The sequence below is a fragment of the Propionivibrio sp. genome (assembly GCF_049316945.1).
In the GTDB taxonomy this organism is placed as follows: Bacteria; Pseudomonadota; Gammaproteobacteria; order Burkholderiales; family Rhodocyclaceae; genus Propionivibrio.
The window spans coordinates 1-20,573 of record NZ_JBMOJE010000097.1 but is presented as its reverse complement, the minus strand read 5'-3'; the positions used below and the strand labels follow the sequence as shown (position 1 = coordinate 20,573).

Sequence of the window (20,573 nt, the reverse complement as noted above, 5' to 3'; positions counted from 1 at the left end):
ACTGCGGGGCGCATGGATAGGGAATCTACAGCATGCGTGCCTGAAGAGTGGCGTATTCATTGACTCTTCTGGCGTCATTGTTGTAGAACGCCTATCGACGCGGCTTTCAGCGATGATTCCTTATTCAGCTTGTTGCCGAAGCGAATCGATGGCAGTGTCGTGCTTCTGCTTTGGTGATCATCTGGATTGCGCGATCAATGCAGGTGAGAAGATAAAATCGGGAAGTTATTTCGTAGCCGCTCCTAACAGCTTGAGCGGAAGTTTTGTCAGCGGGCCGGCGAGGTCGTTCAGCATCGCATCGTCGTATTGGCTGATGTCGATCTTGATAACGTCGAGCATGGTCAGCAAGGGTCGGCTACGCTCATCAAGTCCAGCGTAGTTGCCCAGTGCCAGCGAATAGTGTCGTTCACGCAGGGTGCGGCAGCGGTCGAGAGTGCTCCCGTCCGACGCGGCATCGAGAACGAGTTCAAAAACGACGGCGTCGGACGGCAGCGCCTCGATCGCATTGTCGTGAAGAAAATCCAGGTCGACCGGCAGGAATGCCGTGCTTCGCCCCAGTGCGCTGCGTATGCCGAGTTCGGCGTAGGTGGCGCAAACCAGCGTGGCCGCACGTGACCGGTCGTGAGCCGACGGGTTCAGCGCGTCCGGGTTCGGCTGGAGCGTCAACTCCTAACCGACGAGTTCCTGCTGCTTGTCGAGAACCGGCTGACGACTGAGAAGGGCGTCGTTGATGGCTGAGTCACTCATCTGGATTGAGCAGGCGAAGAGGGCTATTGCCCACTGGCTGCGGTGGTCTGCTGTTGACCAAGGTTGTTGGCCCAGGACAAGGCTTTTGTGAGGCAATTGCCAAGAAAATCGGCATTGATCCCATGCAGTTGGTGCAGGGCTTCATCAAGCACGAGCGGATCGGTTTGTTCGGTGGCGGCAACCAGGTTCAGAAGTTGGCCGTGCAGACCACTATGTTCGGCATTCTCGGTCAGCGCCTGCTTGACACGTTGGGCGACGGGCAACTGAGCGAGAATGTCCTCCATCGCCATGCCAAGCAGAGCGGGCATCAGCGACATGATGCCGACCATGAAGGCTTGATCCGAAAACTCGTGGTTTCTCGACTGCAGGCGGTCGGCCAGCAGTTCCATCAGCCGCCCGCGGGTTGCGGCCAACTGCAGCAGCGGGTTAATGCCCTGCGTCGTGCCCTTGGGATTGGTGTAGATCAGGAGTTGCAACCAGCGCTGCAACTGCCGGCGGCCAAGAATCGTTATGGCGTGCCGCAGCGAGGTGATTCTGGTCGACAGGCCGCTGCTGACTGAATTGGTCAGGCGCAGCATGTTGATGGTCAGTCCCGGTTCGAGCTTGAAGGCGTTCTCTATGGCGCTGGTGTCGGCGTCTTCCATGACCAGAGCGAGCAGATGCACGAGCGCCAGTTGCGAGGGATTGAGTTTTTTCCCGACGATGATGGTCGGCTTGGCAAAATAATAGCCCTGAAACAGATCGAAGCCGAGGCTTTGGCACAGGGTCAGTTGCTCTACTGATTCCACCTTCTCGGCGAGCAGTTTCTTGCCAAACGTCTTGAGCTCGGTAACCAGTGCGCACAAGCGGTCGGCATCCAGGGCGGTGATATCGACCTTGATGATGTCGGCCAATGCCAGCAGCGGACGATACGCCTCGTCAACCTGAACGATGTCATCGACAGCCAGGGTGAACCCCCTGTCGTGAAGTTGCTGGCAACGGGCAATGACCTCCGGCGCGGGCAGGATGTTTTCGAGAATTTCCAGGGCAACCAGTTCCGGCGGAAGCGCTTCAATCAGGTCGCTGAACAGGAGTTCATGGTTGATATTGATGTAGCCGCGATAGGGGCCGAGTACGCCGCCGATTGAGAATTCGGTAAAGGCATTGGCGATCACCATCGCCGTGGCGTAGGTCGGGTCGAGCACGTTGGCGTGGTTGCCGGTGGTGATCAGGCCATCGCGAAAAAGCAACTCGTAGGCGAGCAACTGCTGCTCGCGCCCAAGAATCGGTTGGCGGCCAAGAAATATTTGTGAACTATGGGTTCCAGGCATTGGTTTGGGTAGCACCTTGGCGATTCAGCAAGACAGGCTCAGGATGATTCGCGTGCAAGATTGTTGGCCCAGGTCAGCGCACTGGTCAGGCAGCTATTGGCAAATTTGGCATCGATTCCGGGCAATCGCTGCAGCAGGCTTTTTGCCTTGGCACCACCATCCACCGGCACCGAAACTTCCAGCGATCCTTCCAGCGATCCTTCCAGCGATCCTTCCAACAACTCGACCAGGCTTAGCAGGTCACCCAGTGCCCCGGAGTGATCGGCCAGCGCATCATGAACCGGGCGGGCCACCGGCAATTGCGCGAGGATTTCGGACATGCTGGTGCCGACCAGTGTCGGCATCAGCGACAGGATGCCTACCATGTAGGCCTGGTCAATGAGATCACGGCCGCCGGCCTTGGCCCCCGGCGTCCGGTCGACCAGCAGTTCCATCAGGCGCCCACGAGTGGCGGCCAGTTGCAGCAGCGGGTTGACCGTTTGTGTTGAGCCTGAGGCGCCACTGTAGAGCAGGAGTTGCAGCCAGCGCAAAAGTTGCCGACGTCCTAGCAGGGTAATGGCGTGACGCAGCGAGGTGATTCTTGTCGCCATTCCGCTGCCGGCGGAGTTGGTCAGGCGCAGCAAATTGATCGTCAACACCGGCTCCTGTTTGAATATCTTCTCTACCTCGGCAATGTCGGCTTCCTGGCTCAGCAGTCCGAGCAGACGCAGCAACGAGAGTTCGGAACTCTGCAGATGCTTGCCGTGCATAACGGTGGGGTGCGCAAAATAGTAGCCCTGGAAAAGATCGAAGCCGAGCGAATGGCAAAGCTGCATCTGCTCGTTGCTTTCGACCTTTTCAGCAAGAATCGACTTGCCCAGCGGTTTGAGGTTATTGGCCAGTTGCTTCAGCCGGGCGGGATCAACGCGACTAATATCGACTTTTATGACCTGGGCGAGCTTGAGTAGCGGGCGGGACTGGTCGAGTGATTCGGGCCGCTCCCGGACCGCCAGAACGAATCCTTCGCCACGCAATTGCTCGCAGCGCGCAAGCATTTCAGGGGTCTGGGCAACGGTTTCGAGGATCTCGAGTACGACGGAATGCGGCGGCAGGGCATTGATCAGATCGCTGAAGAGCAGTCCGTGGTCAACCTTGATGAAGCCTTGATAAGGGCCGAGGGCGTCGGCCATCGAAAACTCGGTAAAGGCATTGGTAATGACGGTGGCGGTCGCCTGATTGCCATCGACAAAGCTGGCAAAGTTCCCGTTCTCCGCACTGCCGCTACGAAAGAGCAGTTCATAGGCGAACAATTGCTGGCTGCGATCCAGAATCGGCTGGCGGCCGAGGAATACTTCCTGCAGGTCGTGGTCGGGCATATTTTTCCTCGTTGGCGTTCGGGCGCGGCCTGATGGTCAATTGCAAATCTTAGCACTACCAAGGGAAGAACGTTTAACCCGGTTAGTCCATTGGCACGTTGTCAGCCAGGCTTCAGACTGAAAAAAGTTGGTGACGACATCGTGACCCGGTCGCAGAGAATGCGCCTGCAACGCCCGTCAATAGGCGATCTACCAATGGCATGCCTGAAGACACTGATGGATATTGGCTTGCCGGGCATTCGTCCAGAAGACGTCCGTATTCATTGCCTTGTGGCATGGTTGCCGTCCCTCTCCAGATCAAACTTCGTGCTGAAAGAAATGCAGCAGGCGATGCGGCAGCCAGTCGAGTCGTCCGGGAAGGCTACCGGTAACAAAGCCGACGTGTCCGCCTTCGCGCGGGAGTTCGAGCTTCACCGCAGCGGCAACCTGATCGGGCCTCGGTAGCGCGTGGGACGGCAGGAACGGGTCGTTCAGCGCGTTGAGCACCAGCGTCGGCAGGCGGATGGCGGCCAGCCAGGGCTTGCTTGAAGCGCGTCGCCAGTAGTCCTCGGCCCCGGCAAAGCCGTGCAGCGGTCCGGTCACCACATCGTCGAATTGGTAAAGGGTGGCAGCTTGGCGCATGCGCTGTTCGTTAAACAAGCCGGGAAAGCGCTGCAATTTGGCCGCCGAACTTTGCTTGAGCGTTTGCAGAAAGTGCTTCGTGTAGACGCGATTGAAACCACTTGCCAAGTGGTGGCCGCAGGCGGCGAGGTCGAGCGGTGCGCTGATCGCCGCAGCGCCGCAGAGCAAGCGGGTTGCGGATGATTCCCTCTCTCCCAGCCATTTGAGCAGGGCATTGCCGCCGAGCGAGACGCCGACCGCGTAAAGCGGTCGATCCGGGTGACGTTGTTTCAGTCGGTGCAGTATCCAGTGGATTTCTTCGCTGTCGCCTGAGTGGTAGGCGCGCGGCAGCCGGTTGGGTTCGCCGGAGCAGCCACGAAAATGGATCACCACGCCACCCCAGCCGATGGCCGTCAACGCGTGCATCAGAGCCAGTGCATAATGGCTGCTCGAACTGCCTTCAAGACCGTGGAAAAGAGCAACAAGCGGTGCTACCAGCGGCGTTTTTTCGTTACCCAGCGTAGAAGTCGCTGTTTCGTTCCAGTCGAGGTCAATGAAGTCCTGGTCCGGCGTTTCCCAGCGCTCTCGCCGGTAAGGGTACGGACCGGGCTTGATCAGCAGCGGGTAGATGGTCTGGAGATGGCCGCCGGGGAGCCAGGTCGGCGCAGCGTAGGCAATCAATGCAGGGTGCGCACGATGCCGTTGCGTGGCTCGCTGTCCGCCTCCGCGCTCTCCGCGATGTAGGTATCTGCGGCGGCAGAAGAGTGGTGCGAGAGCAGGCGCCAGCCAATGGCACCGCGCTGAAATACGTTGGTGGATAACATCGGGCCGTGCGGTGTCGGTTCGTCGCCGAGGTAGAGCGTTTCGACAATGCTATGGACGGAGATCAGCAGGCCTTTCCAGCGAATGCTGCGCTTGATGCGCACGATGAGACGAGGATTATTGGTCAGGATTGCACGCCAGCTGTCGCGGATCGCCATCGGTCCCATCAGCCGTTGCCCGGTCGGGTGAATGCAAACGATTTCCTCGTCTTCGGCCCAGACATTCATCAGCGCATCGAGATCGCCACGGCCAATGGCGTCATAAAAGGCATCTTCAGCGTCTTCGGCGGAGGTGAAAATAATAGTCATGGCAGCTCCCGTCGGGTGAGCGTTAAAGGGGGAACGTCAAGGCAGGCGTCGAGCACCCGCTGTGGCTCAAGTCTGTTCAGGCAGTCGAGGTGACCGAGCGGACACTCGCGCTTGAAGCACGGACTGCAGTCGAGATTGAGGCTGATGATTTTCGCTCGTGCCGAAAGCGGCGGCGTAAAACCGGGCGAAGATGATCCATAAATGGCGACCAGTGGCCGGTCCAGCGCAGCCGCGACGTGCATCAGACCGGAATCGTTGCAGACGACAAAGCTGGAAGCAGCGATGAGGTCAATGGCCTGCGTCAGCGAGGTGTTGCCGCAGAGGTTTTTTGGAGCGGTGGCCGCTGCCGCCAGGCGGACAATTTCGTCGCCGACCGCCTTGTCTTTCGGTGCGCCAAGCAGCCAGACCGCGTAGCCGCGCCGCGCCAGTTCATCGGCCAGCGTCGCGAAATGAGCGGCCGGCCAGCGCTTGGCCAGGCCGTATTCGGCCCCGGGGCAGAAAACCGCCACTTTTTCCGTGCGCTGGATACCGAGAGCCTTGAGCGTTTCTGCCTGCTGTTCGCTACTTGACGCCAGGCGTGGCTGCGAGAGTGGCCTGGATAACGGCGCCCCGAGCGGTTCGGCAAGTTGCGCGAAGCGCTCGGCCATTTGCGGCAGGGCGATTTTGTCCAGGGTATGACGATAGTTGATCAGACCGTAGCGCGACTCGCCGGTGAACCCGACACGTTCCGGAATGCCGGCCAGAAAGGGAATGAGCGCGGACTTGAGCGAATTGGGCAGGATGTAGGCGCGCTGGTAGCCGGCTTGAGCCAGTTGGCGTGCCAGACGGTAACGCGCTGTGAGGGAAAGTTCGCCGTGCGCGAAGGGATTGCCGATGATTTGCCCGATTTCGGGCATGCGTTGCATGACGGGAGCCACCCAGCTCGGTGCGAGGGCGTCGAGTCGCAACCCTGGCGTGTTTTCGTGCAGCCGCCTGAACAGCGGCTGCGCCATGACTGTGTCGCCAATCCAGGCGGGAGCGACAACCAGTGCTTTGGTACAGTCAAGAGTGAGGGGTGAGGAGTGAGGAGTTGAAACAGTCTCTCCGGTTTCCGGGGGGCCACTCTTCACTCCTTACTCCCGTCTCCTCAGAGGTTGTGAAAAAATGCCTGAACACCCACCGCAGAGGCGCAAAGGTGACCGAAGGAAATGCAGAGCCGCAGAGGTTTCGCAGAGAAAACCTTTAAAAACAATGGGGTTCCTCTGCGTTTCCTCTGCGCCTTTGTGCCCCGTAGGAAATACCCTTGGGGTGCGCCTCTGCGGTGGATTCTTGATATTTTCACAACCTCTCACTGCTTCAATGCCCCTTGGGCGCTTCGCCCTTGAAGACATAGTGCGCGCTGCAATAGGGGCAGACGGCATCGCCGGTATGGGTGACGTCGAGAAAAACGCGCGGATGGCGTGACCAGAGCGGCGCGTCCGGCATCGGGCAGTGCAGCGGCAGGTCATGTGCAGTAACTTCGATTACTTTCGATGCAGTATTTTCAGCCATGGAGCAGAACCTTGCGATCTGGAATTAAACGGTTGTCAAACGTAAGCATCAAATGTAACTGAGCCAGTCCTCATGCGCCGGCACTCGGCCATTGACGCAGTCGAAGAAAAGGCTCTGTATCCGGGCGGTGACCGGGCCGCGATGGCCTACGCCGATCTGCCGGTTGTCGAGTTCGCGGATCGGCGTGACTTCAGCCGCGGTGCCGGTGAAAAATGCTTCGTCGGCGCAATAGACTTCGTCGCGCGTGATGCGCTTCTCGATCACCTGGATGCCGAGATCGTCGGCCAGCGTGAGTACCGAAGCACGCGTGATGCCCTCAAGGCAGGAGGTGAGATCCGGCGTGTACAACTTGCCCTTCTTGACCAGAAAAACGTTTTCTCCGGCACCTTCGGCGACGTAGCCGTCAACGTCGAGCAGCAAGGCTTCGTCGTAACCGTCGTGGGCGACTTCCTGGTGCGCCAGGATCGAGTTGGTGTAGGTGCCGACCGATTTGGAGCGGCACATATTGACGTTCACGTGGTGACGGGTGAAGGAAGAGGTCTTGACGCGAATACCTTTCTCCATGCCGTCGGCACCGAGGTAAGCACCCCACGGCCAGGCGGCGACAGCGACGTGCGTGCTGATGGCGGTGGCGGCGATGCCCATCGCTTCCGAACCATAGAAGACAATCGGGCGGATGTAGCAGGATTCGAGTTTGTTGGAACGTACGACTTCCTTGTGCGCTTCGGTCAGGGTGGCCTTGTCATACGGCATTTTCATCTGGAAGATATGGGCCGAGTTGAACAGGCGGTCGATATGCTCGTCGAGGCGGAAAATGGCGGTGCCTTTGTCGGCCTTGTAGGCGCGAATACCCTCGAAAACGCCCATGCCGTAGTGCAGCGTGTGGGTCAGTACGTGGGTGGTAGCCTCGCGCCACGGCACCAGCTTGCCGTCGTGCCAGATGAATCCGTCGCGATCCGCCATTGACATGGTTTTTATCTCCCTCTGTCGCAAATTTTGAAAGCGAAATTCTAGCCGATTTTGCCCCCCGGTTGGCGGTAAAATGTGCCTCTTGCATCCTCTCGAAGCCCACCATGATCTGGAAACCCAATACCACGGTCGCCGCCGTCGTCGAACGTGCCGGAAAGTTTTTGCTCGTCGAGGAGGAAACCAATGAAGGAATTCGATTCAACCAGCCGGCAGGCCACCTCGAATGCGGGGAGTCGCTGACCGCTGCGGTGATCCGTGAGGCGCTGGAAGAAACGGCCTACAGCTTCGTTCCGAAGTATCTGGTAGGCGTCTATAACTGGCGCAACGCAGCCAAGGACGTGACCTACCTGCGTTTTGCCTTCGGCGGCGAGATCGACGGGCATGATACACAACGCCCACTGGACGACGGAATCATCGCCGCACACTGGCTGACGCTAGAGGAAATACGCGCCCTCGAAGCGCGGCACCGCAGCCCGCTGATTCTGCGCTGCATTGAGGACTGGCTGGCAGGAAAGCGCTATCCACTTGAACTGATTACGCACTACGAATGAAGTTACTGGGCTGCTTTCTGCTGCTGTGTTCACTGTCTGCGGGAGCTGATGAACGGGTTTCCATCTGCTTCAACTACGGTTGCTTGACACAGGCGGAAATTGTCTATAGCGACGAGCAGTTGCGCGTGCTTGGCTTGCTGCTGGGAGAGGCGCACGATGCAGCACAGGAACGTGATGGCATCAGCACTGCCGTAGGCCGCCTGCTCGGCTGGGCCGGCCAGCAGTCGGCGATTTCGGCCGATCGTGGCGGCAACTACGCCGACGATGCGGTGTACGGCAAGATGGATTGCATCGACCATTCGACGACCACGACGCGACTGCTGCGGCTGATGGAGAAACAGGGATGGCTGCATTATCACCGGGTGCTTGATCCAGTCTTGCGGCGGCGGCTCCTGATCTTTGACCACTTCTCGGCGCAGATCGAGGAAGTTGAACAAGCGGGGCCAGCGAAACAGGGCGAACTGCCGGAGCGTTACGTGGTGGATAGCTGGTTTTTTGATAACGGCCAACCGGCAGTGGTGATGCCGCTGGCGCTATGGCGCGCGGGGGAAAATCCGAATGGTTATTAGTGAGAACAAGGGCAAGACCGTTGTTGTCGGCTTGTCCGGCGGCGTCGATTCCTCGGTGGCGGCGCTGCTGCTGAAGGAACAGGGCTGGAACGTGATCGGCCTGTTCATGAAGAACTGGGAGGACGACGATACCGATGAATATTGCTCGTCGCGCCAGGATCTGATCGACGTGATGAGCGTGGCCGACAAGATCGGCATCGACGTAGAAGTGGTGAATTTCGCCAAGGAGTACAAGGAGCGCGTCTTCGCCGAATTCCTCAAGGAATACCAGGCCGGCCGCACGCCGAATCCCGATGTGTTGTGCAACTCCGAGATCAAGTTCCGTGCCTTTCTCGAACATGCGCTGACGCTTGGCGCCGAGAAGATCGCCACCGGCCACTACGCCGGGGTGCGCGAGTTCGACGGCAAGTTCCAGTTGCTCAAGGCCGAGGACGGCACCAAGGATCAGAGCTACTTCCTGCACCGACTGAACCAGCAACAGTTGTCGAAGACGCTGTTTCCGCTGGCCGACATTTACAAGCGCGATGTCCGGAGAATGGCTCTGCAAGCCGATCTTCACGTGGCCGTCAAAAAAGATTCGACCGGCATCTGCTTCATCGGCGAACGACCGTTCAAGGAATTCCTGATGCGCTATCTGCCGCCGAAGAAGGGCGAAATTCGCTGCCTTGACGACGAACGCGTGCTCGGCGAACACGACGGCCTGACCTTTCACACCATCGGCCAGCGCAAGGGCCTGCATATCGGCGGAACGAAAAATTACGCCAAGGACGGTGAGCACGACGCCTGGTTCGTGGCCCGCAAGGACATGGTCAACAACGTCCTTTATGTTGTGCAAAGACATGATCACCCGGCCCTGCTGGTCGATCAACTGAACGCCGATCAACTGTCGTGGATCTCCGGCGAAATGCCGCACCCGCACTGGGTTTATGGCGCCAAGACGCGCTACCGGCAGGCCGATGCGCCGTGCGAGATCGAACGCATCGATGCCGCTTCCTGCCTGATCCGCTTTGCCGAAGCGCAATGGGCGGTAACGCCGGGGCAATCGGCGGTGGTGTACGAGAGCCGGGTTTGTCTGGGCGGGGGCGTGATCGTTTGAGAGCAAGAAACCTCTTTCGACGCAGAGTACGCAGAGGCGCAGAGTACGCAGAGAAAAACATCAAGAAGCTGCCTTGTGAAAAAACTTTGCGTTCTCTGCGCCTCTGCGCCCTCTGCGTTGAAAGCGCTTGCCTTTGAAATCCTTCATTGCCCCGAAGCTGCCGCTACGCGCCGTGTTGTGGAGCGTGGCGCTGGCCGCGCTGGGTTACCTTGGCCTTTCGCTGTGGGCGGGTTGGCGGGAAGTGGTTGCCGCCGTGGTTCAGGTCGGTCCTTTTGTCATTTTCGGTTTGCTGGCGCTCTCGCTGAGCAATTACCTGCTGCGTTTCGTGCGCTGGGGGCGTTACCTGGCGTTGCTGGAGGCGCCGGTGGCCTGGCGGATCAACCTCGATGTCTATTTTTCCGGTTTTGCCCTGACCACCAGCCCCGGCAAGCTTGGCGAGATGATGCGTTCGGTGCTCCTCAAACCGCATGGCGTACCGGCGGCAGCCAGCATTGCCGCCTTCTTTGCCGAGCGGGCCAGCGATCTGCTGTCGATTCTCGTGCTTGCCGCCATCGGCCTGTGGGCTTACGCTCCGGCGCGACCGGTGGTCGGCCTGGCGCTGGGCGGAGTTATTCTTTCCCTTGTGCTGGTGCAGTGGACGGCGTTGATTGCGGCCATTGACCGCTGGGCCATGGTCAGGACGCAGAAATGGGCGAAACTCATCGTTCGTCTGTGCGAGATCATCCTGCATTTTCGCCGCTGTTTTTCGCTGCCGGCGATGTCGATGGGGCTATTGATTGGTGTAGTTGCCTGGTTTGCCGAAGGCTTCGGCTTCTGGTGGCTGCTCTCTGCGCTCGGGCATCCGCTGCCGATCACGACGGCGGTGTTCATCTACGCTTTTGCCATGCTGGTCGGCGGGCTTTCCTTTCTGCCCGGCGGTCTGGGCAGTAGCGAGGCGGTGATGATCGGCCTGTTGGTGCTGAATGGTTTTCCCGAGCCGGCGGCGGTGACGGCGACGCTCATCTGTCGTCTGGCAACGTTGTGGTTTGCCGTCGGGCTCGGTGCTGTTTTCTTGGCCAGGCAGCGCTGAAATGGCGCTACGTTCCTGGGGTCAATTGCCGGCAAAACCAGCGCTCGACGAGCGCTGGTGGGTTGATCGCGCTGCCGCCCTGCCCAGCATTGACCGCAGCTTGCTGGCCTATGGCAACGGTCGCAGTTATGGCGATGTCGGCCTGAACAGCGGCGCCACCCTGCTGCACACGCGCGGAATGGATCGGTTCATCGCGTTTGACGAGGCCAGCGGCGTGCTGAGCTGTGAAGCCGGTGTCCTGCTCTCGGAGATTCTCGAGGTGTTCGTGCCGCGCGGCTGGTTCCTGCCGGTGACACCGGGAACGCGCTTCGTCACCGTCGGCGGCGCCATCGCCAACGACGTGCATAGCAAGAACCATCACGGCGCCGGAACTTTCGGCTGCCATGTACGGCGCTTCGAACTGTTGCGGTCCGATGGTTCCCGCCGGATTTGTTCGTCCGGCGAAAACGCCGACTGGTTCGCGGCGACGATTGGCGGGCTCGGGCTGACCGGCCTGATTACCTGGGTCGAGATGGAATTGAAGCGGATTTCCGGCACAGGTATCGCTGTCGAGAACACCCGTTTTAGCGGGCTGGACGAGTTTTTTGCCCTCAACACAATCGCCGAAGCACGGCACGAATATACGGTGGCGTGGATCGACTGCCTGGCGTCAACGCCGCGCGGAATCTTCATGGGCGGTGACCACGTGGCGGACGGCGATCTTGCCTTGGCACCCAGGAAACCCTTGAGTTTCCCGCTGACGCTGCCATTTTCGCTAATCAATGGCCTGTCTCTGCGTGCCTTCAATCAGGCCTATTACCGTCGCCCCTTGGCAGCAACGTCAGTGACGCACTACGCGCCATTCTTTTATCCGCTCGATGGCGTCCTGCACTGGAACCGGCTTTACGGCCGGCAGGGTTTCTACCAGTACCAGTTGGTGCTGCCAATGGCCGCACGCGAGGCACTGGTCGATGTCCTGCGCAGCATTTCGGCGAGCGGACAGGGCTCCTTCCTCGCCGTGCTGAAAACCTTTGGCGAACGCGCCAGCCCCGGACTGCTGTCCTTCCCGATGCCGGGCGTAACGCTGGCGCTCGATTTCCCGAATCGGGGCGCGCCGACGCTGGCCCTGTTCGATCGTCTCGATGCCATTGTCGGCGCCGCCGGGGGGCGGCTCTACGCGGCCAAGGATGCACGCATGAGCGGCGAGTTTTTCCGGCGCAGCTATCCGCGCCTCAATGAGTTTCTGCCCTTCATCGATCCGAAGTTTTCATCGGATTTTGCCCGGCGAGTTTTATCGTAGAAAAAGGCAGTTCGTCCACGAAAAACACCAAAATCACGAAAAGAATCAAGGAGATAATTAGCTGAAGATCGCCACCCAAAGGGTGAATAGAGAAAATTCATCAAGCTATTGATTTTGTTCGTGTCTTTCGTGATTTTCGTGGATAGACTGAGGTTTGTAAGTTATCGTAGTGTCAGAGAGGTTTTATGCAGAAGATTTTGATCGTCGGTGCTACTTCGGCCATTGCAGAAGCGACGGCGCGTCTCTGGGCGGCGCGTGGGGATGCGCTGTTTCTGGTTGGGCGCAAGGCGGCACGGCTCGACGCCATCGCTGCCGACCTGCGGGTGCGTGGTGCGGCTGCGGTCGGCTGTTTTACGATGGATGCCTGCGACAGCGCAATGCATGCGGCCATGCTGGAAGCCGCCGAAGCGGCGATGGGCGGACTGGATGTCGCACTCATCGCTCACGGTTCGCTGCCGGACCAGAAGGCTTGCGAAGCCTCGGTTGAAAAAACGCTCAAGGAAATCGAAACCAATGGGTTGTCGGTAGTTGCGCTGGCTACCCGCCTGGGGGAAAAGTTCGAAGCGGAGGGACGGGGAAGCTTGGCGGTCATCAGCTCTGTCGCCGGTGACCGCGGCCGGCAGAGCAACTACATTTATGGCGCCGCCAAGGGCATGGTCAGCATCTTCCTGCAGGGCTTGCGCAATCGACTGGCGAAGAAGGGCGTACAAGTGCTGACCATCAAGCCAGGCTTCGTCGATACGCCGATGACAGCCGCCTTCAGCAAGGGGGCTTTGTGGGCAAAACCGGAAGCCATCGCTCGCGGCATCGTCCGTGCGGTTGAAAATAAGAGCGACGAGGTCTATCTGCCCGGATTCTGGTGGTTGATCATGGCCATCATCCGGCACATCCCGGAGCGGGTGTTCAAGAAACTGTCGTTGTAACCCCCGGCTACATCACACACAAGCTGTGCTTCGATATCGCCTGTGAGTCAATGAACGCGGGCATCTTGAGGCAGGCTACCGTAGAATCGTTTGTTCATGCCGGTCTCCCGGCATGCACCCTGTAGATCACCTGTTGACGCGGCTTGCAGGCCGATGTATTGAGCAGACAGGGGATTCCTGAAAGATCAGCCCTGTGGAACGGTGTCGGCAAACGCCGGGCGCAACATCAGCTTGTTGAACAGGCGAGCAAGGTTGGTGTGCTTGACGCTCCAGTCGATCTCGGGAAAGCGGAAAGCCAAGTAGCCGAGCGCGCAACCGACGGTAATATCAGCCAGTGAGAAGTGCGTACCCATGCACCAGCCATTGTCACCGAGTTGTTCCGACATGTATTCGAGGCCCCGGATAATCTTGCTTTCCTGGCGGGTGATCCAGTCGGCACTTCGCTGCTTGACTGGCCGTTTTTTCTCCAGAAAAATCAGTGCCGCCGCATCGCAAATACCATCCCCCAGCGCTTCCCAGCGCTTGACTTCGGTACGTTCGCGATTCTGGCCGGGCATCAACTTGTTGTTCGGAGCAACGTTATCGAGGTATTCGCTGATAACCCGCGAATCGAACAGAACTGTTTCATCGTCAAGTACCAACACCGGAATCTTGCCCAACGGATTCATGTTGGGAATATTCGACTCCGGCGTCCACGGGGAGTCCAGTTCGAAATCGTATTCGATTTTCTTTTCGGCCAGAACGATACGTACCTTGCGAACGTAGGGGCTGGTCGGTGATCCGATAAGCTTCATTGGCTTCCTGTTGGAGAATGATTCTGCAAAATTATAGCATTCCCGCAGCGATCAATTTACTGGAGGTTTTGCTGGGCGGGTAAAATGGCAGGCTTACCGCAAAGGATGAGCCTTATGTCTTTCAATTCCCTTACAGCACTTTCACCGCTTGATGGCCGCTACGCCGCCAAGGTTGATGCCCTACGCGCCCAGTTTTCAGAATTCGGCCTGATCCGCCGCCGTCTGCAAGTCGAGATCGAATGGCTCAAGGCACTTTCAGCCGAGCCGCATTTTTCCGAGATTCCTGCCTTCTCAACGGACACCGTGGCGATTTTGGACCAGTTGGTATCCCGCTTTGATCCCCAGCAGGCGGCCGAGGTCAAGGCCATCGAGGCGGTCACCAACCACGACGTCAAGGCGCTGGAATACTGGATCAAGAAGCAGTTGGCAAACAACGCCGAGGTAATGCGGGTTTCGGAGTTCATCCACTTTGCATGCACTTCCGAGGACATCAACAATCTCTCGCATGCGCTGATGCTCAAGGCCGCACGCGACGAAACGATGTTGCCCATGCTCGACAGCGTGGCGGCACGACTGCGCGTTCTCGCGCATGAGCATGCCGATCTGCCGATGATGGCGCGTACCCATGGCCAGCCGGCGACCCCGACCACCCTTGGCAAGGAAATGGCCAACGTCGTCTATCGCCTTGAACGCGGCCGTTCGCGTATCGCCGGTGTCAGCCTGCTCGGCAAGATCAATGGCGCCGTCGGTAACTACAACGCCCACCTCGCCGCTTATCCAGACTACGACTGGGAGAGTTTCTGCAAACGCTTTGTCGAATCGCTCGGTCTTGAATTCAACCCCTACACCATCCAGATCGAGCCGCACGACGCGATGGCCGAACTTTTTGACGCCTTTGCCCGGGTCAATACCATCATGCTCGATCTCAATCGTGATGTATGGGGCTATATCTCGCTCGGTTTCTTCAAGCAAAAGCTCAAGGCCGGCGAGATCGGCTCGTCGACCATGCCGCACAAGGTCAATCCGATCGATTTCGAAAACTCCGAAGGCAATCTCGGGCTGGCCAACGCCTTGCTCAAGCATCTTTCGGAAAAACTGCCGATCTCTCGCTGGCAGCGCGACCTGACCGATTCGACGGTATTGCGCAACATGGGCGTCGCCTTGGGGTACACCCTGCTCAGCTACGATTCTTTGCTGCGCGGCCTGAACAAACTCGAAGCCAATCCCGACTGCCTGCGCAACGATCTGGATGCCAACTGGGAACTCCTCGCCGAGCCGATCCAGACAGTGATGCGGCGTTTCGGCATCGCCAACCCCTACGAAAAGCTTAAGGAACTGACGCGGGGTAACCGCATCTCACGCGAGGGCATGCAGGCCTTCGTCCAGGATCTGGAAATTCCGGCTGCGGCCAAGGCCGAACTGCTCGAACTGACGCCGTGGGGTTACACCGGCAAGGCGGCTGAACTGGCGAGGAGAATTTGATGGACAAAGACGTTCCGCAGGTTGTGGTCTGTCCGGGTTGCGAGCGTGAAGTGCCCAACGGCTCGATTTATTGCCCGCATTGTTGCGGCGAGGATGGTCGGGAAGGGGCGATCAAGCGCGGCGGATACATTGGCGGGATATTCGGCCTGATGGTCGGTGGCCTCGTTGCCGCCGTGTGGTCTTCGATCATCGGTCCGGATCGAACCACCTGGGGAGTAACCTTGGGCGTGGTGGTGGCCTGTGTGACGACGGGGATGATCTGGGGAATGGTCTGGCAACGGGGAAAATAAAACAGACGCCCTCCCCCACCCAGGGTAAATTTGTTCTAACCTATCCAACGTCATTCCGGGTCAAGCCCGGAATGACGGTAAATAAATGGGTTGGCGTTAGAACAAATTTACCCTGAGTAGAGGGAGAAAACCTGCGCCCGGCGCCGGTATTTTAGTAGTCATCGCATCAATACAACTTAAACAGGGAGCAACAAATGTCGAAAGTCAGCTTTTTCTCCGGGGAGGCCGTTCCTCTCGAAATGCACAAGGTGCGCATCGTCCAGAAGCTCAATCTGGTGCCGATCGAACGCCGTCTCGCAGCGCTCAACGAAGCCGGAAACAACACCTTCCTGCTCAAGAACGCCGACATTTTCCTCGACATGCTGACCGACAGCGGTGTCAACGCGATGAGCGACAAGCAACTCGCCGCGATGATGGAGTCGGACGACAGCTATGCCGGCTCGGCGACCTTCACCAAGCTCGAAAACAAGATCAGGGAACTGTTCGGCAAGGAATATTTCCTGCCGGTGCACCAGGGGCGCGCGGCCGAGAACATCATCTCGCGCGTATTCGTGACGCCCGGTTCGATCGTGCCGATGAACTATCACTTCACCACGACCAAGGCGCACATCGTTCTCAACGGGGGCTCGGTCGAGGAAATCATCATCGACGAAGGCCTCAAGGTCACCAGCGATTGCCAGTTCAAGGGCAACATGTGCACCGACAAGCTGGAAGAGACCATCGTCAGGAATGGCGCGGCAAAGATCGCCTACGTGCGCATCGAGACCGGCACCAACCTGATCGGTGGCCAGCCGCACTCGCTGGACAACCTGCGCGAGGTGCGCAAGGTTTGCGACAAGTACGGCTTGATGATTGTCTTCGACGCCAGCCTGCTGGCCGATAACCTGTACTTCATCAAGACGCGCGAAGAAGCCTGCAAGAACCTGAGCATCCGCGAGATCACCATGCAGATCTCCGAGCTGTGCGACATCATCTACTTCTCGGCACGCAAGCTCGGCTGCGCGCGTGGCGGCGGCATCTGCACCAACAGCCAGGAAGCCTTCCTCAAGATGCGCGAACTGGTCACGCTGTACGAGGGCTTTCTGACCTATGGCGGCATGTCGATTCGCGAAATCGAGGCGATCACCGTCGGCCTCGAAGAAACGATGGACGAGGACATGGTCAGCCAGGGGCCGCAGTTCATCGAATACATGGTCAATGAACTCGACCGCCAGGGCGTTCCCGTCATCACCCCGGCCGGCGGTCTCGGCTGCCACCTCGACGCCATGCGCTTCCTGCCGCACATCCCGCAGTCGCAGTATCCGGCCGGTGCGCTGGCTTCGGCGCTGTATCTGGTGAGCAGCGTGCGCGGCATGGAACGTGGCTCGGTTTCCGAGCAGCGCGACGAGAACGGCAACGAGGTCTATTCGAACATGGAGTTGCTGCGTCTGGCCTTGCCGCGCCGCGTGTTCACCCTCTCGCAGCTCAAGTACGCCATCGACCGCATCGTCTGGCTGTACAAGAACCGTGACCTGGTCGGCGGGCTGACCTTTGTCGAAGAACCGAAGATGCTGCGCTTCTTCTTCGGCAAGCTGGCCACCACCAGTGACTGGCAGAGCAAGCTGCTGGAGAAGTTCAAGGCCGATCTGGGAAGTAATCTTTAACAGCGATTAACCACGGCGGCACAGCGGGCACGGCGAAAAACTTCAAATCATTATTTTTTACGCTGTGTTCGCCGTGCCGCCGTGGTTAAACAGAGTTTATTAGTTAAAGCTTGCGTATCTTGTCCAGCAGCGCCGTGGTCGATTTCTGATGGATGAAGGGAATCGACACCACCCGGCCGCCCCTGCCGGAAACTTCCGTGCTGCCGACGATCTTTTCTACCGGCCAATCGCCGCCCTTGACCAGCACGTCCGGCCGACACTCCAGGATGCGCGCGATCGGCGTGTCTTCGTCGAACCAGGTGACCAGCGAAACGCATTCCAGCGCGGCCATCACCGCCAGCCGGTCGGCCAGCGCATTTACCGGGCGCTCATCGCCCTTGCCCAGCCGCTTGACCGAAGCATCCGAATTGACGGCCACCAGCATCGACTGGCCGAGCGCACGCGCTTGCGCCAGCAGGGTGACGTGGCCACGGTGCAGGATGTCAAAGCAGCCGTTGGTAAACACCAGCGGGCGCGGCAGATGCGCCAGACGCGCGGCCAAGTCGCCGGGGGCAACGATCTTCGATTCAAAAGCGGGGGGCTGAAAATTCATGCGCGGTGGCTCCTCGTGAGACGAGCGGCGATTCTAGCATTTGAGCGAAGCAGGAAGCGGGACGCGCGATTAAACCTAAAACCTCAGTCTATCCACTAAAATCACGAAAGACAGCGCGTAGCCTCCCTGAAGAGGGACGAACAAAATCAACAGCTTGATGTATTTTCTCTATTCACCCTTTGGGTGGCAATCTTCAGCTTATTATCTCCTTGATTTTTTTCGTGCTTTTGGTGTTTTTCGTGGACGAACTGCTTTTTCCAGATTCACGGGCGAACCAGCCAGTGCAACAAGAGAGCAAACAGTTGCTCCGGATCAACCGGTTTGGCAAGAAAGTCGTTCATGCCCGCCGCCAGGCAGGCGCGGCGATCCTCGTCAAAGGCATTGGCCGTCGTGGCCAGGATAGGCGTCGCCTGCCGGCCGGGCAAAGCGCGGATGGCGCGCGTCGCGGCCAGTCCGTCCATCTCCGGCATCTGCATGTCCATCAGGATCAGCGCATAGTCGCTCTGCGCCGCCAGGCGCACTGCCTCGACGCCGTTTTTGGCCAGCTCGGGCACCAGTCCGACCTCGCGCAACAACAGGAGCATCACCTCCTGGGTGACGGTATCGTCCTCGGCCAGCAGGACGCGGCTACCGCGATGGTCGCGCTGCAGGATGACCTCGGCCGACCGGTTTGCCGCCTCTATCGCCGACTCGCCCAGAGCCGCGCCGCCGTCGGCAAGGCCTGCCCGCGCCTTGCCCAGACAAACAGTCAGCCAGAAGGTGCTGCCCTGGCCCGGCGTGCTGACGACGCCGACTTCGCCGCCCATCAGTTGCGCGATGCGCTGTGTCAGCGCCAGACCGAGGCCGCTGCCACCGTATTTGCGCGTGGTCGAGCTATCGGCCTGGACGAAGGCCTGGAACAGGTTCTTTTGCTGTTCGGCCGTCAGGCCAATGCCGGTGTCGATGATCTCGAAGCGCAAGCGGTAGCCGCTTTCAGTCTCCTCGATCAATCGACCCTTGAGCGTGATTCTGCCGCGTTCGGTAAACTTGAGGGCGTTACTCAGGTAGTTCACCAGTGCCTGACTGAGCCGCGTGGCGTCGCCGTAGAGGGCCTGCGGTACGCTGGCGAGATCGATGTGCAGGGCCAGGCCCTTGGCTCTGACACTGTCGCCGAGCACGGCGAATACGGCATTGAGTACGTCGGCAAGGCGGAAGTCCCGCTGTTCGAGCGTGAGCTTGTCGGCATCGATCTTGGCCAGGTCGAGAATATCGTTGATGACGCTGATCAGATGACGGCCAGAAGCATCGATCTTGTCCAGCATTTCGGCCTGCAGCGGGGTGACTCCGCCACGCCGCAACAGATACGCCATGCCCAGGATACCGTTCATCGGCGTCCTGATTTCATGGCTCATGTTGGAGAGAAAGGAGCTCTTGGCGCGGTTGGCGGACTCGGCGGAATCGCGCGCCGTGGCCAGCTCGGCGGTGCGGCTGACCACCAGCCCCTCCAGATGATGGCGGTGACGGTCGAGCTCCTCGCCCATGCGCTTCTTTTCGGTGATGTCTTCCTTGACCGCCACGTAATGGGTAACCCGCCCGTCCGACTGGCGCAGCGGCGTGATGATGGCGAATTCGACATATTCGCTGCCGTCCTGGCGCCGATTGATGAATTCGCCCTTCCAGGGCCGCCCGTGCGTCAGGGCGTCCCACAGGGCGACATAGGTTGCCGGTGGCGTCTTGCCCGACTTCAGGATGCGCGGGTTGCGGCCGATCAGTTGCTCGCGGGGGATCCCGACATTGCGCGCAAAGGCCTCATTGACGTATTCGATCTCGCCGCAAAGGTTGGTGATGACGATGCTTTCCGGGCTTTGCTCGACGGCCAGCGAGAGCTTGCCCAGTTGATCCTCGGCGGCCTTGCGCTGGGTGATGTCGGTCAGCGTCATGCGCAGCGTCGGTGCCAACGCATCCGGATCACCCGCCTCGGCAGACTCCACGCGCAGACAGTCCACATGGACATGGCGAGTAGAGGGCGAGTGGAAATCCCCCTCGGCGGCTCTCAACGCCAACTCGAAAGCTTGCCGGCCGCCGCACGCCATCACGCCCGCGAACTGGCGCTGCCAGACTCCAAGATCGGCGTCGGCGACAAAACGGTCGAAGCGCAGGTCAAGCAGTTGCTTGCGCTCGACGCCGAGCAGCGTGGCGGCCGTGCGGTTGGCCTCGGCCACCAGGGCGTTGCCGGTAAGGGTCAGGTAACCCACCGGCGCATAATCGTAAAGATCGATAAAGCGGTCGCGGGTTTTCTCCAGTTCCAACTGGCTCACCCGCAGCGCCTCGTTCTGCATCTCCAGTTCGATCTGATGCGCCTGCAGTTCGTGCAGAAGCGCCTCGGCGGAGCGCTGCGGCGCTTCGGCTTCAGTCCTCAACGGCGGTGGCATCGGCTGCTCACAGGCTTTCTCCGGTTCGGGCACAGTGCCCGGCGCAGGCGCCCGCTTTTTTCAGGATGGTACCCGGTTCGCCAATACGGAAACAATACTCCATTTCCCGACGTTGAATAATGCTTTCTGGCTTCGCGGCTACCCTGCGTCACGGTAAATTTGTTCTGACCACCCCCCCCCGTCATTCCGGGCTTGACCCGGAATCTGACCGAAGGAAATGCAGAGCCAGTTCG

20 protein-coding genes are annotated in these 20,573 nt (G+C 59.3%); 9 read left to right on the top strand and 11 right to left on the bottom strand.

Annotation, left to right across the window (positions count from 1 at the left end):
• Window positions 1-225: 225 nt before the first annotated feature.
• From ACOYNV_RS18935 to ACOYNV_RS18900, 8 genes are all read right to left on the bottom strand, one after another.
• Window positions 226-666, bottom strand: a complete 441-nt coding sequence (locus ACOYNV_RS18935; protein WP_422901368.1) for a hypothetical protein — start codon at window positions 664-666, stop codon at window positions 226-228.
• A gap of 104 nt (window positions 667-770) precedes the next feature.
• Window positions 771-2,057: an EAL and HDOD domain-containing protein gene (locus ACOYNV_RS18930; protein ID WP_422901367.1), complete on the bottom strand. Its 1,287-nt coding sequence runs from the start codon at window positions 2,055-2,057 to the stop codon at window positions 771-773.
• A gap of 38 nt (window positions 2,058-2,095) precedes the next feature.
• Window positions 2,096-3,412 (bottom strand): EAL and HDOD domain-containing protein, encoded by a 1,317-nt coding sequence (locus tag ACOYNV_RS18925; protein ID WP_422901366.1) that lies wholly within the window; start codon window positions 3,410-3,412, stop codon window positions 2,096-2,098.
• 297 nt (window positions 3,413-3,709) lie between these two features.
• Window positions 3,710-4,693, bottom strand: a complete 984-nt coding sequence (locus ACOYNV_RS18920) for a hydrolase (RefSeq protein ID WP_422901365.1) — start codon at window positions 4,691-4,693, stop codon at window positions 3,710-3,712.
• The gene (locus tag ACOYNV_RS18915) at window positions 4,690-5,142 is read right to left on the bottom strand and encodes a YybH family protein (protein ID WP_422901364.1); all 453 of its coding nucleotides are present in this window, start codon (window positions 5,140-5,142) and stop codon (window positions 4,690-4,692) included. Before ACOYNV_RS18915 ends, ACOYNV_RS18920 begins: the two co-directional genes overlap by 4 nt.
• Complete coding sequence (gene waaF, locus ACOYNV_RS18910; RefSeq protein ID WP_422901363.1) at window positions 5,139-6,251, bottom strand: lipopolysaccharide heptosyltransferase II; 1,113 nt, start codon at window positions 6,249-6,251, stop codon at window positions 5,139-5,141. Before waaF ends, ACOYNV_RS18915 begins: the two co-directional genes overlap by 4 nt.
• 226 nt (window positions 6,252-6,477) lie before the next feature.
• Window positions 6,478-6,672 carry a zinc-finger domain-containing protein gene (locus ACOYNV_RS18905; RefSeq protein ID WP_422901362.1) on the bottom strand — a complete coding sequence of 65 codons (195 nt, stop codon included), beginning with the start codon at window positions 6,670-6,672 and terminating at the stop codon, window positions 6,478-6,480.
• Between the two features lie 48 nt (window positions 6,673-6,720).
• The gene (locus ACOYNV_RS18900; protein WP_422901361.1) at window positions 6,721-7,641 is read right to left on the bottom strand and encodes a branched-chain amino acid transaminase; all 921 of its coding nucleotides are present in this window, start codon (window positions 7,639-7,641) and stop codon (window positions 6,721-6,723) included.
• Between the two features lie 104 nt (window positions 7,642-7,745).
• On the opposite strand from ACOYNV_RS18900, the gene ACOYNV_RS18895 reads away from it, so the two are divergent.
• The 6 genes from ACOYNV_RS18895 (at window position 7,746) to ACOYNV_RS18870 (ending at window position 13,128) form a co-directional block, all read left to right on the top strand.
• Window positions 7,746-8,192 carry an NUDIX hydrolase gene (locus ACOYNV_RS18895; protein WP_422901360.1) on the top strand — a complete coding sequence of 149 codons (447 nt, stop codon included), beginning with the start codon at window positions 7,746-7,748 and terminating at the stop codon, window positions 8,190-8,192.
• On the top strand, window positions 8,189-8,761 hold the full coding sequence (locus ACOYNV_RS18890) for a hypothetical protein (RefSeq protein ID WP_422901359.1): 573 nt from the start codon (window positions 8,189-8,191) through the stop codon (window positions 8,759-8,761). The genes ACOYNV_RS18895 and ACOYNV_RS18890 overlap by 4 nt, the downstream gene beginning before the upstream one ends.
• Window positions 8,751-9,857 carry a tRNA 2-thiouridine(34) synthase MnmA gene (gene mnmA, locus ACOYNV_RS18885; protein ID WP_422901358.1) on the top strand — a complete coding sequence of 369 codons (1,107 nt, stop codon included), beginning with the start codon at window positions 8,751-8,753 and terminating at the stop codon, window positions 9,855-9,857. Before ACOYNV_RS18890 ends, mnmA begins: the two co-directional genes overlap by 11 nt.
• A 127-nt stretch (window positions 9,858-9,984) precedes the next feature.
• Window positions 9,985-10,926: a lysylphosphatidylglycerol synthase transmembrane domain-containing protein gene (locus ACOYNV_RS18880; protein ID WP_422901357.1), complete on the top strand. Its 942-nt coding sequence runs from the start codon at window positions 9,985-9,987 to the stop codon at window positions 10,924-10,926.
• A 1-nt stretch (window position 10,927) separates the two neighbouring features.
• A complete protein-coding gene (locus tag ACOYNV_RS18875) occupies window positions 10,928-12,205 on the top strand; it encodes an FAD-binding protein (protein ID WP_422901356.1) in 1,278 nt (425 codons plus the stop codon).
• A gap of 185 nt (window positions 12,206-12,390) precedes the next feature.
• A complete protein-coding gene (locus ACOYNV_RS18870) occupies window positions 12,391-13,128 on the top strand; it encodes an SDR family oxidoreductase (RefSeq protein ID WP_422901355.1) in 738 nt (245 codons plus the stop codon).
• 185 nt (window positions 13,129-13,313) lie between these two features.
• On the opposite strand, the gene ACOYNV_RS18865 is transcribed toward ACOYNV_RS18870, so the two are convergent.
• On the bottom strand, window positions 13,314-13,922 hold the full coding sequence (locus ACOYNV_RS18865; RefSeq protein WP_422901354.1) for a glutathione S-transferase: 609 nt from the start codon (window positions 13,920-13,922) through the stop codon (window positions 13,314-13,316).
• A gap of 114 nt (window positions 13,923-14,036) precedes the next feature.
• Here ACOYNV_RS18865 and purB point away from each other — a divergent pair, with 114 nt between their 5' ends.
• The 3 genes from purB (at window position 14,037) to ACOYNV_RS18850 (ending at window position 17,337) form a co-directional block, all read left to right on the top strand.
• Window positions 14,037-15,404, top strand: a complete 1,368-nt coding sequence (purB, locus tag ACOYNV_RS18860; protein WP_422901353.1) for an adenylosuccinate lyase — start codon at window positions 14,037-14,039, stop codon at window positions 15,402-15,404.
• Window positions 15,404-15,694 carry a hypothetical protein gene (locus ACOYNV_RS18855; RefSeq protein ID WP_422901352.1) on the top strand — a complete coding sequence of 97 codons (291 nt, stop codon included), beginning with the start codon at window positions 15,404-15,406 and terminating at the stop codon, window positions 15,692-15,694. The genes purB and ACOYNV_RS18855 overlap by 1 nt, the downstream gene beginning before the upstream one ends.
• A 194-nt stretch (window positions 15,695-15,888) precedes the next feature.
• Window positions 15,889-17,337: a tryptophanase gene (locus ACOYNV_RS18850; protein WP_422901351.1), complete on the top strand. Its 1,449-nt coding sequence runs from the start codon at window positions 15,889-15,891 to the stop codon at window positions 17,335-17,337.
• A gap of 103 nt (window positions 17,338-17,440) precedes the next feature.
• Here the strand turns inward: ACOYNV_RS18850 and rfaE2 are convergent, their stop codons facing one another.
• Both rfaE2 and ACOYNV_RS18840 read right to left on the bottom strand, forming a co-directional pair.
• Window positions 17,441-17,929 (bottom strand): D-glycero-beta-D-manno-heptose 1-phosphate adenylyltransferase, encoded by a 489-nt coding sequence (rfaE2, locus tag ACOYNV_RS18845; protein ID WP_422901350.1) that lies wholly within the window; start codon window positions 17,927-17,929, stop codon window positions 17,441-17,443.
• A 263-nt stretch (window positions 17,930-18,192) separates the two neighbouring features.
• Window positions 18,193-20,340 carry an ATP-binding protein gene (locus ACOYNV_RS18840; protein WP_422901349.1) on the bottom strand — a complete coding sequence of 716 codons (2,148 nt, stop codon included), beginning with the start codon at window positions 20,338-20,340 and terminating at the stop codon, window positions 18,193-18,195.
• Window positions 20,341-20,573: the final 233 nt, after the last annotated feature.